This window comes from Flavobacterium omnivorum (genome assembly GCF_900099915.1).
GTDB lineage: Bacteria > Bacteroidota > Bacteroidia > Flavobacteriales > Flavobacteriaceae > Flavobacterium > Flavobacterium omnivorum.
The window spans coordinates 344565-359638 of record NZ_FNDB01000001.1 but is presented as its reverse complement, the minus strand read 5'-3'; the positions used below and the strand labels follow the sequence as shown (position 1 = coordinate 359638).

18 protein-coding genes are annotated in these 15074 nt (G+C 34.5%); 3 read left to right on the top strand and 15 right to left on the bottom strand.

Annotation, left to right across the window (positions count from 1 at the left end; genetic code table 11):
• Positions 1-95: 95 nt before the first annotated feature.
• The 15 genes from BLS90_RS01600 to BLS90_RS01530 form a co-directional block, all read right to left on the bottom strand.
• Positions 96-545 (bottom strand): universal stress protein, encoded by a 450-nt coding sequence (locus tag BLS90_RS01600; protein ID WP_091254320.1) that lies wholly within the window; start codon positions 543-545, stop codon positions 96-98.
• A 190-nt stretch (positions 546-735) separates the two neighbouring features.
• Positions 736-3534, bottom strand: coding sequence for a heavy metal translocating P-type ATPase (locus tag BLS90_RS01595; RefSeq protein ID WP_091254317.1), 2799 nt, complete (start codon positions 3532-3534; stop codon positions 736-738).
• Between the two features lie 86 nt (positions 3535-3620).
• A complete protein-coding gene (locus BLS90_RS01590) occupies positions 3621-4139 on the bottom strand; it encodes a helix-turn-helix domain-containing protein (RefSeq protein WP_091254314.1) in 519 nt (172 codons plus the stop codon).
• A gap of 46 nt (positions 4140-4185) precedes the next feature.
• Positions 4186-4506 carry a DUF305 domain-containing protein gene (locus tag BLS90_RS01585; protein ID WP_394331015.1) on the bottom strand — a complete coding sequence of 107 codons (321 nt, stop codon included), beginning with the start codon at positions 4504-4506 and terminating at the stop codon, positions 4186-4188.
• 862 nt (positions 4507-5368) lie between these two features.
• Entirely contained in the window at positions 5369-5686 is a 318-nt protein-coding gene (locus tag BLS90_RS01580) for a heavy metal-binding domain-containing protein (RefSeq protein WP_091254311.1), read from the bottom strand.
• 239 nt (positions 5687-5925) lie between these two features.
• Positions 5926-6396 (bottom strand): heme-binding domain-containing protein, encoded by a 471-nt coding sequence (locus BLS90_RS01575; protein WP_091254308.1) that lies wholly within the window; start codon positions 6394-6396, stop codon positions 5926-5928.
• Positions 6397-7122 (bottom strand): DUF3347 domain-containing protein, encoded by a 726-nt coding sequence (locus tag BLS90_RS01570; RefSeq protein WP_091254305.1) that lies wholly within the window; start codon positions 7120-7122, stop codon positions 6397-6399.
• 97 nt (positions 7123-7219) lie between these two features.
• Positions 7220-8029, bottom strand: a complete 810-nt coding sequence (locus BLS90_RS01565; RefSeq protein ID WP_091254302.1) for a hypothetical protein — start codon at positions 8027-8029, stop codon at positions 7220-7222.
• Entirely contained in the window at positions 8029-8559 is a 531-nt protein-coding gene (locus tag BLS90_RS01560) for a heavy-metal-associated domain-containing protein (RefSeq protein WP_091254641.1), read from the bottom strand. The genes BLS90_RS01565 and BLS90_RS01560 overlap by 1 nt, the downstream gene beginning before the upstream one ends.
• Positions 8560-8564: 5 nt before the next feature.
• Positions 8565-9035, bottom strand: a complete 471-nt coding sequence (locus BLS90_RS01555) for a TlpA family protein disulfide reductase (protein WP_091254298.1) — start codon at positions 9033-9035, stop codon at positions 8565-8567.
• Between the two features lie 19 nt (positions 9036-9054).
• Complete coding sequence (locus tag BLS90_RS01550) at positions 9055-9930, bottom strand: DUF3347 domain-containing protein (protein ID WP_091254294.1); 876 nt, start codon at positions 9928-9930, stop codon at positions 9055-9057.
• 150 nt (positions 9931-10080) lie between these two features.
• Positions 10081-10452, bottom strand: a complete 372-nt coding sequence (locus tag BLS90_RS01545) for a hypothetical protein (RefSeq protein WP_139171367.1) — start codon at positions 10450-10452, stop codon at positions 10081-10083.
• A gap of 85 nt (positions 10453-10537) precedes the next feature.
• Positions 10538-10882 carry a phage holin family protein gene (locus BLS90_RS01540; protein ID WP_091254289.1) on the bottom strand — a complete coding sequence of 115 codons (345 nt, stop codon included), beginning with the start codon at positions 10880-10882 and terminating at the stop codon, positions 10538-10540.
• Between the two features lie 53 nt (positions 10883-10935).
• Positions 10936-11694, bottom strand: a complete 759-nt coding sequence (locus BLS90_RS01535) for an alpha/beta fold hydrolase (RefSeq protein ID WP_091254285.1) — start codon at positions 11692-11694, stop codon at positions 10936-10938.
• 85 nt (positions 11695-11779) lie between these two features.
• A complete protein-coding gene (locus BLS90_RS01530) occupies positions 11780-12493 on the bottom strand; it encodes a pyridoxine 5'-phosphate synthase (protein ID WP_091254281.1) in 714 nt (237 codons plus the stop codon).
• Between the two features lie 114 nt (positions 12494-12607).
• Between BLS90_RS01530 and BLS90_RS01525 the strand changes: the two genes are divergently transcribed.
• The 3 genes from BLS90_RS01525 (at position 12608) to porG (ending at position 15073) form a co-directional block, all read left to right on the top strand.
• On the top strand, positions 12608-13267 hold the full coding sequence (locus BLS90_RS01525; protein ID WP_091254278.1) for a CBS domain-containing protein: 660 nt from the start codon (positions 12608-12610) through the stop codon (positions 13265-13267).
• Between the two features lie 78 nt (positions 13268-13345).
• Entirely contained in the window at positions 13346-14230 is an 885-nt protein-coding gene (locus BLS90_RS01520) for an NAD kinase (RefSeq protein ID WP_073352093.1), read from the top strand.
• A gap of 168 nt (positions 14231-14398) precedes the next feature.
• The gene (porG, locus tag BLS90_RS01515; protein WP_091254275.1) at positions 14399-15073 is read left to right on the top strand and encodes a type IX secretion system protein PorG; all 675 of its coding nucleotides are present in this window, start codon (positions 14399-14401) and stop codon (positions 15071-15073) included.
• Position 15074: the final 1 nt, after the last annotated feature.

Here is a 15074-nt window from a genome sequence, read left to right as displayed (position 1 = left end):
TTTATTCAAAATTAAGGCTAGTCAACGAACCGAATTTCATTCTTTTCTTAGTAGAAAATCACTTGCACTTTTTCTATTACACTACGATTGCACTTTCATATTGTTTTTTTACGAACAATTTCAACAGAACATTTTGCATGAAGTGCAACGGACTGTGAAACCGATCCTAATAAAAGACGGTCGATAAGACCATAACCATGCGATCCAAGAACAATTAAATCAGCGCCAAACTTTTCCGCTTCATCAACAATAACAGTTTTAGGAACTCCCTCTATTGCCTGCGTTAAAACTGCAAGTTCAGGATTTTTATTTCTAATAATTTCCGCTGCTGCAGCTACAGACTTCTCTGCAAATTGCAAAGAATTCATATTAGCATCGTCGTAATATTCCGTTAAAACTCCCATTGGAGCCACATTCATAAGAGTATCTCCATCATAAACTGAGATGATTTTTACTTTTGTATTTAGAGGTAAAGTCCAATGAGCAAAATCTTTGACCATTGCTAAACTAAAAGGCGAACCATCGGTTGCTAATATTATTTTCATTTGAGTATACTATTTTTTAGTTATTGAAAATCAATTAATTAAAAAATAAAACCAATTAAAATCGTACTATAAAGTTAAGAAAATTTCTTCGCATTCAATGTAATTTTCCATATTTAAAACAACCCAAACCTAATTTGCAACCGAGCATAATACAAGTTGTAACTCCAAAAAATTGCAACAACTTCTTTATTTAAAGCTTTAAACTTCGTAATCTTAATGCATTTGCGATGACAGAAACCGAACTAAAACTCATTGCCAAAGCAGCTATCATTGGCGAGAGCAAAACTCCAAAAAACGGATACAAAACTCCCGCAGCAATTGGAATTCCCAATACATTATAGAAAAAGGCAAAGAATAAATTTTGTTTAATATTTTTCATAACCGCGTGGCTTAAATTCTTGGCCTTAACTATTCCTTGTAAATCGCCTTTTACCAACGTAATTTTAGCACTTTCAATAGCTACATCCGTTCCGGTTCCCATAGCAATGCCTATGTCGGCTTGCGCCAAAGCAGGAGCATCGTTGATTCCGTCCCCCGCCATGGCTACAATTTTCCCTTCGGATTGTAGTCGTTTAATTTCTTTGAGTTTATCTTCTGGTAAACAACCCGCTTTATAAGAACTTAAATGCAATTCCTGAGCGACTGCTTTTGCCGTATTTTCATTGTCACCCGTCATCATAATCACCTCAACACCTTGACGTATTAATTCTTTTATGGCTTCGACACTTGTTGGTTTTATGGCATCCGTTATCGACACAAACCCCGCTGCAATTCCGTCAACTGAAATATAGGAAACTGTTTTACCTAATTTTTGCTCAGCGATAATCTGATTTTCCAGTTCGGGCGAAACTGTAGCGCTCACTTGTTCCATCAATTTTTTATTTCCCAGCGCTACTTTTTTATTGGTTACCGTACCTGTAACCCCTTTTCCAGAAACCGCTTCAAAATCCTTCACTTCGATTAATGAAACGGTTGCAGCTTTCGCAAAATTGACTACGGCTTGCGCCAAAGGATGTTCGCTGTACTGATTTAGAGAAGCGATGCTTTGCAATAAAGAATCATCATCATTATTTATAGCGAATACTTTCTCTACAGAAGGTTTTCCTTCCGTAATTGTTCCTGTTTTATCGGTAATCAGAACATTTACTTTGTTCATATTTTCCAGGGCTTCCGCATTTTTTATCAACACTCCAGATTGGGCTCCTTTCCCTACACCCACCATCACTGACATTGGCGTGGCTAATCCCAAAGCACAAGGACAGGCAATAATTAATACCGCAATCGCATTAATAAATCCGTAAACCAATGCAGGTTCCGGTCCAAATTTTGCCCAAACAAAAAAAGTGATTACTGAAGTAATAACAACTATTGGCACAAAATATTTGGCAATTTTATCAGCTAGTTTTTGAATTGGAGCTCTGGAACGACTCGCATCATTTACCATTTGCACAATTTGCGAAAGTACCGTTTCTGAACCTATTTTTTCGGCAATCATCACAAATGATTTGTTGCCGTTTATGGTTCCGGCAATAACGGAATCATCAATCTTTTTGTCAACGGGAATAGGTTCTCCCGATATCATGGATTCATCAATCGTACTTTCTCCATCGGTAATCTTCCCATCTACCGGTATCTTATCTCCCGGTTTCACCCGTAACAAATCCCCTTTTTTTATATCATGAATGGAGATTACTTTATCATTTCCATCAATCACCAAAGTGGCTTCGGTTGGAGCCAGTTTCAACAATTCTTTTATCGCTCCGCTGGTTCTACTATGTGCTTTGGCTTCTAAAAGCTGACCCAGCAAAACTAAAGTTAGGATTACCGTTGTTGCTTCAAAATACAGATGCACTGTTCCGCCTTCTGTTTTGAATTCATTTGGAAAAAGTTCCGGAAAAAACAGGCCAAATACACTAAATAGAAAAGCGACCCCAGAACCGATTCCGATGAGCGTAAACATATTTAAATTCCATGTAATTAGAGACTTCCAGGCACGCACAAAAAACATCCAACACGCATAAAAAACCACGGGAAGTGATAATCCAAACTGTACCCAATTCCAACTTGACATATCCATTAATTTCATCAAAGGATTATTAGGTATCATTTCTGACATCGCAATGATAAAAATAGGCAGCGTAAAAACAACGGCAATTTTCATTTTACGCACTAAGTCAAGATACGTCTTGTTATCTTCGCTTTCGCTAGGTTCCATAGGTACTAAATCCATTCCGCATATCGGACAGGAACCCGGCCCTTCCTGGATTATTTCAGGATGCATGGGGCAAGTGTACATTGTTTTTGCGGGAATTAAATCGGGTGCTTTTACCAAATCCATTCCGCAAACAGGACAATCTCCCGCTTTGCCATATACTTTCTCCCCTTCGCAATGCATGGGACAATAATATTTTCCTGCCGCATTCTTGGGGATGTCTGTTTCCTCTATATGATGGTGACTGCCTTTCTCGTGTTGATGTGTTGGAGTACCACAGCACGATTTCGCAACTGGCTCTTCCGCTTTTTCATCAGCTGCAACATTGGTTGAACTCAATTCGGGTTCTTTTACTAAATGCATTCCGCAAACGGGACAATCACCCGGTTCGTCATATACTTTATTGCCTTCGCAATGCATAGGGCAATAATATTTTCCTGCCTTATTCTCGGGTATCTTGGCTTCGTCTTTATGATGTTGATTACTGTTTTTGTTTTGTTGACCTATTGGAGTACCGCAGCAAGATTTCCCAGCTGGCCCCTCGATAGTTTTTTCTTCAGCAGCTACCGGCTTGCTTATCTCAATAGAATAATTCCCGGCAGCAGCTATGGCTTCTTGCAACTGTGTAGTAGGAATATGTTTTTCCATTGTGATGGTTGCTAATGATGGCTCTAATGAAACAACAGCTTCAACCCCATCAATAGCATTCAGTGTTTTCTCCACTTTGCTGCGACAACCATCGCAACTCATTCCGGTAATGGTAAAGGTATGTTTCATTTCTTTGCATTTTTAAATTAACATTACAAATATCCGAATGAGACTACTTTATTTTGTTACACAATTCTGGATAAGCTTTGTATAATTTACAATTCATCGAGCTGTTTTCTATTTTTATCCTTCAATTGCTTGAAATGGGTCGGGGTAAAACCAGTAGTTTTTTTGAATTGATTACTTAAATGCGCCACATTACTATAGTTCAGCTGGAATGCAATTTCACTTAACGTCATTTCGTTGTAGATTAATAGTTCTTTTGCCCGTTCAATTTTTTGAGCAATAAAATAATGTTCGATTGTTGCCCCCTCTTTTTCTGAAAATAGCTTACTCAAAATACTATAATCCTGCCTTAAATCTGCGGCTAAATAATTTGACAAATTACCTTTCAGTTGTTCCTTTTTATAATGTACCAAGCCAATTATTAAATTTTTAATCCTTTCGACAGTCTTATTTTCCTTATCATCTAATAGTTCAAAACCAAGTAAGCTCAGGTTTTTTGACAGCAATTGCACTTGACTTTCGTCCAAATCACTTCTAATTTCTACTTCCCCTAATTGCATCGCAAGAATAGAAAGCCCCATTTTTTCCAACTCTGCCGAAACGGCCATTTCACAACGGCCACAAACCATGTTTTTTATATAAATTTTCACTTTATTACTTTTTGCTTTCGAGACGAATAATCATTTCATTCATTTGCTTAATTTCTCTTTCTTGAGCAGCAATTATATCTTCAGCTAATTTTTTGACTTCTGGATCTTTAAAATCTACATTACTACTTGTCATGATGGCGGATGAATGATGAGGAATCATAGCTTTCATATATTGTACGTCTCCAATAAAAGTTTGTGTTCTTAAAAGATAAAATGTTCCAAAAAATGTAAAAGTAGCAAAGACTATTATTGCAAAATTAATTTTAGTATTTGGGTACATTTTCCACATGAAAAGTAACATACTGACGGTCATTACCGCAATCATTAAAGTAGTCATTTAAAAACGAGTAATACTATTATAAATATGACTGAATTCAGCAACATTTAAAAACATTATCAGATACATGAGTATAAATGAAACGGCCATTATTAGGGCAAATTTTGCGTAAGGCTTGTTCTTTGATTCTCTGTTATTATGCTCCATAGTTTTGTTTGTTTTTATTTTAGTTCTTGATTGCCATTCGATATAATTATCAGATAACGTCTTTTTTATAATTATTTGAATTTTTAAAGTGTTTTCAAAGCTACTTAACGCAGAACTAATTCAGCCAATTTTTTTATCATAAACACCAAGTAAAAAGGTTTTAACTTTTCATCCACGCCATTAAATCGACTCCATTGCGGAATATTGACCTTCACTAATTATGGTCTAGGCAGCGGTAATTACTACTTTTTGGGTTGCGTCCATTTCTGATTTAATTTCAATCATTGAGCTAGATTCAACTCCACTTTTAACAATCCCGTTTTTAATTTTTCGAATTATATATTAATTGCTTATTTTGCTCAAATGACAGCATCTTTGGGAGTAAATAACCTTTCCTATCAGTTTGGATTTATTTTGCCAATACCGGAATATAGGACCGCAACGCCAGGTTATAATTGAGTATTTTCATTCCAATTTGCACTAATTTACAATCCGAATTAAAAGAAATCTGAAGTCTGGATTAATAAATGAAGGAAACTTTGGCTACAAGATATTCAACGCCTTAATGGTTTTTTTCACTTTTACAAGATAATCATCGCAGGACATTCCGGTAACAGTATAGGTATGGTTCATCGGGTTATTCTTAAAATCCGTCTTAAGGATTTAGCATTAAGACGGATTTGGCTAAATAAAAAATCAATTTCTATTTTTTGTCAGTATTTAAATTTTCGGAAACAGGCTCCGTTAATTTCATGCCACACTTAGGACATTTATCATTCAATTTCCCTTGAACTTCAGGATGCATTGGACAAGCATACATCGTTGGATTATTTTTCATCATTTTTGTGTCATTACCCATCATGGTTGAATCAGTATGCATCATCATCGTAGAGTCAGAATTCATCATGTTGGTATTATCATCCATCATATGAGTATCATTTGTTGGATTTTCTTTATTTTTTTGGTTACAAGAAATTAACACAAAAGCAGCCATCAGGGTAAAAAAAAATATTTTTTTCATGATTAAAGTTTGTTAATTACAGATGAATTTCTGCATAGTAATATTATGAAGAAATAGCTTTAAATTTGTTATGTTTTTATTGATTTAAATTACATAATTCACTGTACACGAGTAGCAAAACAGAACTAATTTCATCCATTTTTTCAACAAAAAAACAAATAATATTCTGCATCGCACCTTTTTATGTAATTTCTTATCATTATATATTTGACATTTTGTACAAAAGCTATTTTTGCTTTTTAAAAACCAATTGATATACTATCTCTTTTACTTTCTATCCAATTAATCAACACTTTTTTATTTTCTTGTGTAAGTATGGCATTTTTATGTATCAGTGTGTACGACGCTAATGGCATTTCATCAGATTCAATTTGCTTAACAATTCGTTCTAATTTGTTTCCCTGCTTGCGTTGAGAATAATCGCCAAACGTACTGAAATTCAAGTTTTCTTTACCTTCTATAATATGACTATCCAAAAACATTCTCGCGGGTTGAATGTAAGAGTACCACGGATATTGTGTGTTGTTACTGTGACAATCATAACAAGAAGTTCGCAAAATGTTTTTTACATCGGATGGAACGGCGTAAATTTTGCTGAAATGGCTTGGTAAAACCTGCCCGTAATCTAAATTGCGGGCAGGTTGATAAAATTGTATCAGCAAAAAAATAATCAAACCTAAAATGAATATTTTTTTGACACTAATTTTCATTTAAAATGTTTTTCTTACAGATCCGCAAGTCAGCATTTGGGAACCAAAGTATGGATTTTTGATTTCCTTAGTTTCACTTATCCAATAACCACTTTTCCCTTCGTCATACATTGGACAATAATCTTGATACAATTTTTGAGTAGTTCCAAAAGTTTTTATCAAATCATTGATGTCTTTGCTCAACATGGCAAAATGTTCTCTTTGATGTTCAATTTTCCCAGAATTATCGCCAATATGTTCTGCATGCTCCTTTGCATCATCTGCGATATCAACATATTCCTTTTTCAATTTCGCATCTAGTGATTTTGAATCTATACTATTTAACGTCGAATATATAGCTTTCCCCGCGTTTGCAGCTCCTTTTGAATCATCTTTCACAAGAGCATTTTTAAGTTTTAAATAATTGCTTACAATTTCATTAATTGTAAACGAAGTTGCCGAAACTGTTTTTGTGGTAGCCCCAGCATTTTTTGTTTCTGCATCAGTGGTACTGGCGTCCTCTTTTTCCGTTGTTGCACTTTGCGCCACTTTTTCGGTTAGTTCCATACCACATTTTGGACATTCTGCGCCTTTTTCACCGGTAACTTCAGGATGCATCGGACACGAATACAATTCCGAAGTCGTTTTGGTTACAACTGGAATATCAGTTTGCGTTTCTTTGTTTTTTTGGTTGCAAGAAACGGATACTAATGCTAATGTGATTATTGATAGGATTGTATTTTTCATTTTAATAAATTATTAATTGTTAATTATTTTATTCAATTGTCATACTTTTTGACGACATCTTTTTTTAGAATCCAGTTGAAACCCAGTATCACCTATCTTATTTTGAAACATTAAAAAAGTTATATTCTAAATTCAGATAGAATCCATTTGGCGCAGACCGTAACATAGAACTGTACAATTCGTGCCTATACGCAACATCAATTCGTGCCTGACTGTTGATGATAAATTGAATGGAAGGCACAATGTCTAAATACGATTTTCCGTTTTCGTTTAATGTCTGCCCAACAAATTCAAACATTGTATTAATATTTGTCTGTTTAAAACTAGTGTATTTTTTTGGATACATCAATCTTCCAAAAGACAAGGTATAATTAGTTGCGTTATCACTTTGCGCTGTTGGAAATCTATAATTAGGTTTATTATCAAAAGCCTTTTCAAAACTAATCGAAGCACTTATGGCTATCTTTTTTATAAGCTGTGTAGCGACAATTCCCGTTTCAAAACCAGTATTGTGCCCCATAATTTCTATCTGTTCCTGATGGATATCGGCATTATTAAAACTGTATCTTCCAAATGCTGCCATTCGAAAATGACTTTGTAAATCATCCGTGGAAAGGAAGCGATATTTAGTATAAAAACTGGCGCCTTCAGTAACCAATTGATTACTTCTATTGCTGACAAACATGGATGTTCTCACCATCAAATTTTTATTTATACCCCAAGTTACTTCGGGCATGAGATGATAACTGTATCCTGATTTCATTTGCTCCTTAAAAATGGATTGTGCCAAACGAATTCCTACTGAACCGGCAGGAACATTACTTGCCGGATCAGTTACCACAAAAAGCTCCTGAGCTGATATTCCCTGAATAAGAAAAAGCGTTAATATTGTTAAGAATTTTCTCATTAAATTATAGTTTTAATATGGTAATCATCTTCATTATCTAATGAATAGGAAGCCGTTTTTGAAAACGTTTTAAGCAATTTTTTATGCTCTTTTTGAGTTACATACCCTTTATCATAAATTTTCAATTTTGTTTCTCCGTTACTATTCTGAAGTTCTTCACCTAATAAAACCAAAGTGGAACCGTTAAATAAAATAGTTTTATCTGCTTGGATTTTTAAGCTTTCCGCAGGCATTGTGACTACTAATGAACCAATAAAGAAACCTGCTTTTTCAACAGCTTCTTTCAGTACTCTTGGCATTATTTTACTATCTTTTTTAAAATAAACCGTAAAGGTATTCGTGTTCAAATCAGTACTCACGCTATCCACACCATCAGTTGCTTTCAGTTGTTTGTTGATCGCATTGGAACACATAGAACACGTTAAACCTGTAGCAATTATTTCCGCTTTTGAGATTTGAGCGTAAGATTTTAAGCTTGTCATTAAAACCAAACAAGCGATACCAATGAATTTTAAATTTATATTTTTCATTTTCATTATTTTTTGATATGTATTATTATTTGTTCCTCCGTAGGATTGATAGCAACGAGTTTTCCCGATGCATCAAATAGATACGAATTGGGTAATGCTTCTACTCCAAAAAGCAATGCTGATTTAGCATCAAAGCCTTTAGCGTCAATTAATTGCTCGTATGCTAATTTATCTTTTTGAATGGCATTAATCCATTTCGTTTTATCTGTATCAAGCGATATCCCAACAATTTCGAAGTTTTCATCTTTATAATCATTATACAATGGAGCCAGTTTTTTATTGGCTATTCTACATGGCGCGCACCAAGAAGCCCAAAAATCAATTAAGACCGTTTTTCCTTTTAGCGAAGCCAAATTTATTGTTAACTCTTTATTGTTATTAAGTTCTAAATCAGGTAAACTATCTCCAATTTTCATTTGGGCTGTTGCAGTTGAAATACTGATTAACAAACTGAATAGCAGTATTATTTTTTCCATATTATATTCCTTTAAACACTTATTTAATCGTTTCAACAGTTTTACCACACGTCATCATTTGAGATCCGTAATATGGATTTTTTACTGCATTTTCTTTGCTCAACCAGTTCGCACCTTTACCGCCGTTTGCCATTGGACAAAACTGAAGATAGACTGGTGTTTCATATTTAGCCACTTTGATCAATTCGTACATTGATTTTGAAAGTGGAATAAAAACTTCTCTTTGTTTTTTTATGTCTTGCGTTGCCACAATTTCTTTGGAACCAACCATTAAACCTTTCATTTCTTTCATCCAAACCATGTGAACATTCATCGCAAGCTCGTCCATCTTAACTACATCTGCAGCCGTCAGAAAATCTTTAGAGATAATGGATGCTGCTTTTCCATCTGTTTTCACCAAAGCATCTTTCAACAAGAAATAAGTATCAAACACAACTTTTAAAGGTGTGTCTACTTGCTCTTTTACAACTGTATTTTCAGTGTGATTGGCATGATTTGAATGATTTTCTGTAGTAGTGGTTTCCATTTTCATTTCGGTAGAAACGGCTACTTTTGCCTCTCTTTCATATTGGCAACATCCGTGTAATGCATCATAAGTAGCATCTGGAGCAAGAAATTTATCACTGTCGTAACCCGCTAAAGCAACCCTTTTTAAGATTTCGTCCTGACTCGTTTTAGTAGAATCATACGTTAGTGTTGCCATTTTCGTGTCTTTGTTCCACTCTACCTTTGCCACTTTCTTTAAAGTTCCAGCAGTTTCGATAGTGCTTTTACACATGTCACAGTTTCCATATATTTTAACGATTTCGGTTTTACTGTTTTTAATTTGCGCGCTCGCAAATGTGACTGAAAGCAATAGTGTAATTGCCATCAATATTTTTTTTATTGAGTTCATTGTATATTAATTTTGAAGTGAAATAGTCGGAACAATAAGTAAACCATAGCTTGCACAGCTACAATTAAATGGTATTCGACAAAATTTAATGATTTTTTACAGCCTAAAATAGACTGAAACAAACAGTCTTTCGGCTGTCACAAAAGAAATTTAGCTTATTTTAGGGGGAAGCCAAATAGAACGGAAATCAGAGGAAATGAAGATTTCTGAGTAATAATAATTTTGCTTTTTAGTTGAAAAACTAAAGAGCTGATCGTTAAATTCTGCGTAATGAACTGAAGTCATTCCTAAATAAACGGTTGAACTGCTGCAGGTACTACTTTTGCAAGCACCTTTACAACCTTCATGTGATTTCTCATTTGAAGATTTTTCACTTTTACAACAATCTTTTTTATTCTTTTTTGGAGAGGACTCTTTTTTGCAACATTCCTTTTCGGTTTTTGTTCCACATGCCAAAGCCACAGTCGGTGTCATAAAGAAACCGATCATAACTACTAGCAGTATGTAAAACTTTTTAGACATTGCAAATTTTATTGAAGACAAAGGTAAAAAATTAATAAATAAAGGAAATAAATTTATTCCCAAATACGTGTTAAAATAGCATTTGTTATTTTCCGTCTCCTAATATCCCATTCATTATAGATTGTAATATAGACAATATGATGCTAAAAAATAAGGCGGTCAAAAAGGTATCCACACTAAATCCACCTACGATTTTTGTACACAACAAAATCATTAGTGCATTGATAATCAATAAAAACAAACCTAACGTAAGAATAGTAACCGGTAAGGTAAGAATAACCAATATTGGTTTGATAAATATATTGAGAAAGCCAAGAACAATTGCTACAATTAACGCGGTAGTAAATCCATCCACACGAACCCCAGGCATAAAGTTCGCAATCAGCAAAACTAAGGCCGAAGTAACAAGAATTTTAATTAGTAAGTTCATGGAGTTTTGTTTTAAAGTTTAATAAATGTAGTAAAAATTTAAAAGGATTGTATTTATTTTAAAAAGGAAGTTACTTTTTGATAAAATTCAGCTGGGTTTTCAGCATGAAGCCAATGTCCTGCTTTAGGAATAGTTTCGATACTTGAATGCGGGAAATGATGTTTTATAGTGTCAAAATCGCTATCTAAAATATACTTAGAATTCCCCCCACGAATAAATAACGTAGGTTTATCAAAAATGGCATTCTCTGACAGCGGAACTCCTATTTCTTCCATTTTAGCATTAAAAACGGCTAAATTAAAGCGGAAAGCCAATTGTCCTGGCTCTTGCCAATATAAGCTTTTCATCAAAAATTGTCTAGTTCCAAAGTCAGAAATAAACTGCGACATGATTTCTTCAACATCACTTCGGCTTGGTTTTAGTGAAAAATCAACGGCGTTTAGGCCTTCCAGAATTTCCTGATGGTGTTGCGGATAAAATTTTGGTCCAATATCCGCAACAATTAATTTACTTACTAGTTCAGGATGTGATATTGCCAATAGCATCGCTACTTTCCCGCCCATGGAATGTCCTACAATAGCAATATTCTCTAGCTTATGACCTTGACAATACTCGACAACATCCTGAACCATGATTTCATAACTAAAGTTTTCCGAGTGCAAGCTTCGTCCATGATTTCGTAAATCAAGAATATGAACCTGAAAATCAACGGCAAATTGCGTTCCTAGTGTTTTCCAATTATCCGACATTCCCAGAAATCCGTGAAGAATTAATAGTGGCTTGCCTGTTCCTTCTATCTTTGAATATAACATGTGATTTTTGATTGTGGATTAATGATTTTAGATAGTTGATTCCAATTTGGTCTATCCAGATTCATAAATCGTTTTTTTTTATGAACTATTTCAATTTTTGCAAATACATATTAACCACATTGTCCAGCCCCAGATAAATGGCTTCAGCAATTAACGCATGACCTATGGATACTTCGAGTAATCCAGGAATATTTTGTTTAAAAAACTGGATGTTATCTAAACTAAGATCGTGGCCTGCGTTAATGCCCAGTCCAAGTTCATTGGCCAAAATAGCAGATTCTGTGTACGGTAAAATTGCGTTTTGATTCCCCAAACCGTATTGACGTGCAAATGCTTCCGTGTACAATTCGATTCTTTCAGTTCCAATTTTTTTTGCTCCTTCGATCATTTCCAAAACTGGATCTACAAAAATAGAAGTCCTAATTCCGTTACGCTGAAATTCCTGAACGATTTCAGTTAAATAGGAGCCATGCTTAATAGTGTCCCAACCCGCATTTGAGGTTATTGCATCTATTGCATCTGGCACCAAAGTCACTTGAGTAGGTTTTATTTCTAAAACAAGATCCAGGAAAGTTTTCTCGGGATTCCCTTCTATATTGTATTCCGTATACACGATTGATTTGAGATCTCGAGCATCTTGATATCGGATGTGACGTTCATCCGGACGCGGATGAATCGTGATTCCTTGTGCTCCAAACTTTTGAATATCGGCTGCAACTTTTAATAAATCGGGCACATTTCCTCCACGAGCATTGCGCAAAGTGGCTATTTTATTGATATTTACACTTAACTTTGTCATTAAAATTCCTTTTTATTTTGATACTACTATTTACTTGAAGCAAAAATACAAAGTTAAATCTAGGAGTTTTTGCTTATTTTTGATTATTTTGCATCGAATATTGCCAATTGATTTATGACAGAAATTACAGAATATATAACTAACGATTTTAGAGCGATTGACAGTCAGGATAGTATTTCAACTGTTCAGGCTTTTTTTGACGGCAGTCACTTTTCGCATTTTCCAATAATTGAGGAAGGAATTTATATCGGAAGTATTGCAGGAGATGACATAGAAACTTTTGACCCTGAGAAGAAAGTGACTGATTATCGGTTTACACTTGAAGGTTTTTTTGCTAGAACCAATACTATCTGGCTTGATGTTTTGGAAGTATTTGCAAAAAATCATACCAATTTAATTCCAGTTTTAGATGAAAACAATGTCTATGTAGGGTACTACGAAATAGAAGATATTCTGAAATTTTTTCACGAAACCCCGTTCTTAAAGGAACCGGGTGCCATTATTGTGGTCAAAAAACCAATTTTAGATTATTCGATGAGTCAAATTACCCAAATTGTAGAGAGTAATAATGGTAAGCTTTTGGGCTTATTCATTTCTGAAGCAGATGTGGAAAGCGTGGAAGTGACCCTAAAAATAACGTTGGGCGCCATGAACGAAATAATCCAAACTTTTAGAAGATACGATTATGAAATCATCTCAGAGCATCAGGAAGACAGCTACATCAGTAATTTAAAGGAACGTTCTGATTATTTAGATAAATACCTTAATATATAGTTCTCATTTGACTGATTATTGGTTTAGTCCGTTACATGCCAAAATAAACAAATCACCATTAAACGATTCAATAAAAAGATGAAAGTAGCTATCTACGGCCAATATTATCAAAATAGTACCGAACCCATTATAAACGACATCTTTGTCTTTTTCAATAAAAATAAGGTAGAGATGATTATCGAGTCTCATTTTTTGTTGATGCTTAATGAACGGAAGATTGTCGAAAAAAAATATAAAACGTTCAGTTCTCATACAGAAATCGACTCCAGTTTTGATATGCTTATTAGCATAGGAGGAGATGGAACTATTTTGAGAGCCGCTACATTAGTGCGGGATTCAGGCGTTCCAATTCTAGGAATAAATGCTGGACGATTAGGATTTTTGGCAACTGTTCAAAAGGAGAACATTGCTGAATTTATGCAATTTGTAATAGATAAAAAATATACTATTTCTAAAAGAGCCTTGTTGAGTTTAAGTTGTTCGCCACCAAATGAATCTATTGAAGAAATCAATTTTGCGATGAACGAAATTACAGTTAGTAGAAAAGACACCACCTCGATGATTACGATTGACACGTATCTGAATGATGAATATTTGAACTCGTATTGGGCAGATGGTCTAATCATATCGACTCCCACGGGTTCTACCGGGTATTCTTTGAGTTGTGGCGGCCCCATTTTGACTCCTGATGTCAAAAGCTTAGTTATTACACCCATAGCACCACATAATTTAACAGCTAGACCATTGGTAGTGCCTGATGAAACTGAAATTAGATTGAAAGTTACAGGAAGGGAAGAAAACTATTTAGTTTCCTTAGATTCCAGAGTCACCTCTGTAAAAAATGAATCCATACTAACCTTAAAGAAAACTCCTTTTCAAATAAACATGGTGGAAATTCCGGAAGAAACTTTTTTAAAAACGTTGCGCAATAAATTACTGTGGGGAGAGGACAAGCGGAATTAAATCTATTTTTTCAAGAGCCATACGATTTTATCAAATTTTTCCGTTTAAATGAAACAAATGCATAATTAGCGGTTGTTACTGCACTAATTAGTAAAAAAAACTACATTTAGCAGAATGGGTATTGAAACGTAATGATAATTATTATATTTGCACGCAATTTTTGATTTAATGAACAAGATTTTTTATTTATTTATTTGCTTATTCTCAATGATGGGCGTTCAAGCTCAGTTACATGAGATTGGTATTTTTCTAGGTGGAAGTAATTATATTGGAGATGTGGGTCCTACAACTTACATCGCGCCTAATGAACTTGCTCTTGGAGTTCTTTTTAAATGGAATAAAAGTCCAAGACATGCTTACCGATTTTCTTATACACAATCTGAAATCACTTCAAGTGATTTAGATTCACAAGAAGCCGGCAGAAATCAAAGAGGCTATCGGTTTGAAAACAATTTAAAAGAAGTATCTGCAGGTCTTGAATTCAATTTTTTTGATTTCAACCTTCATGAATCAAGTGCTAAAATCACTCCCTATGTGTTCTCTGGCTTAAGTTATTTTCTAACAAAATATACCTTAACTAATACTCAAACGGGAAATTCGGTTAAAAGCAGAACAGAAAGAAGGAAATCAGTAGCTATACCAATGATTGTAGGAATCAAGTCAAACATCTCGCCCCGTTTCATATTAGCATTAGAAACCGGAGCAAGATATACATTGACTGACAATATAGATGGAAGTTACAATCAAAATTTTGGAAATATAAATAACAATGATTGGTACGTGTTCACAGGAGTTACGTTAACGTACACTTTTGGCCAAAAACCCTGTTATTGTGCAGAATAAA

Bases quoted from the DNA above. Each gene is read 5' to 3' on its own strand.
- porG (WP_091254275.1), top strand. From the start codon at position 14,399: ATGAACAAGATTTTTTATTTATTTATTTGCTTATTCTCAATGATGGGC.
- BLS90_RS01580 (WP_091254311.1), bottom strand. From the start codon at position 5,686: ATGAAAAAAATATTTTTTTTTACCCTGATGGCTGCTTTTGTGTTAATT.
- BLS90_RS01560 (WP_091254641.1), bottom strand. From the start codon at position 8,559: ATGAAAAATATAAATTTAAAATTCATTGGTATCGCTTGTTTGGTTTTA.
- BLS90_RS01575 (WP_091254308.1), bottom strand. From the start codon at position 6,396: ATGAAAATTAGTGTCAAAAAAATATTCATTTTAGGTTTGATTATTTTT.
- BLS90_RS01525 (WP_091254278.1), top strand. From the start codon at position 12,608: ATGACAGAAATTACAGAATATATAACTAACGATTTTAGAGCGATTGAC.
- BLS90_RS01595 (WP_091254317.1), bottom strand. From the start codon at position 3,534: ATGAAACATACCTTTACCATTACCGGAATGAGTTGCGATGGTTGTCGC.
- BLS90_RS01545 (WP_139171367.1), bottom strand. From the start codon at position 10,452: ATGTCTAAAAAGTTTTACATACTGCTAGTAGTTATGATCGGTTTCTTT.
- BLS90_RS01535 (WP_091254285.1), bottom strand. From the start codon at position 11,694: ATGTTATATTCAAAGATAGAAGGAACAGGCAAGCCACTATTAATTCTT.
- BLS90_RS01520 (WP_073352093.1), top strand. From the start codon at position 13,346: ATGAAAGTAGCTATCTACGGCCAATATTATCAAAATAGTACCGAACCC.
- BLS90_RS01600 (WP_091254320.1), bottom strand. From the start codon at position 545: ATGAAAATAATATTAGCAACCGATGGTTCGCCTTTTAGTTTAGCAATG.
- BLS90_RS01555 (WP_091254298.1), bottom strand. From the start codon at position 9,035: ATGGAAAAAATAATACTGCTATTCAGTTTGTTAATCAGTATTTCAACT.
- BLS90_RS01590 (WP_091254314.1), bottom strand. From the start codon at position 4,139: ATGGCCGTTTCGGCAGAGTTGGAAAAAATGGGGCTTTCTATTCTTGCG.
- BLS90_RS01540 (WP_091254289.1), bottom strand. From the start codon at position 10,882: ATGAACTTACTAATTAAAATTCTTGTTACTTCGGCCTTAGTTTTGCTG.
- BLS90_RS01530 (WP_091254281.1), bottom strand. From the start codon at position 12,493: ATGACAAAGTTAAGTGTAAATATCAATAAAATAGCCACTTTGCGCAAT.
- BLS90_RS01565 (WP_091254302.1), bottom strand. From the start codon at position 8,029: ATGAGAAAATTCTTAACAATATTAACGCTTTTTCTTATTCAGGGAATA.
- BLS90_RS01585 (WP_394331015.1), bottom strand. From the start codon at position 4,506: ATGATTGCGGTAATGACCGTCAGTATGTTACTTTTCATGTGGAAAATG.
- BLS90_RS01570 (WP_091254305.1), bottom strand. From the start codon at position 7,122: ATGAAAAATACAATCCTATCAATAATCACATTAGCATTAGTATCCGTT.
- BLS90_RS01550 (WP_091254294.1), bottom strand. From the start codon at position 9,930: ATGAACTCAATAAAAAAAATATTGATGGCAATTACACTATTGCTTTCA.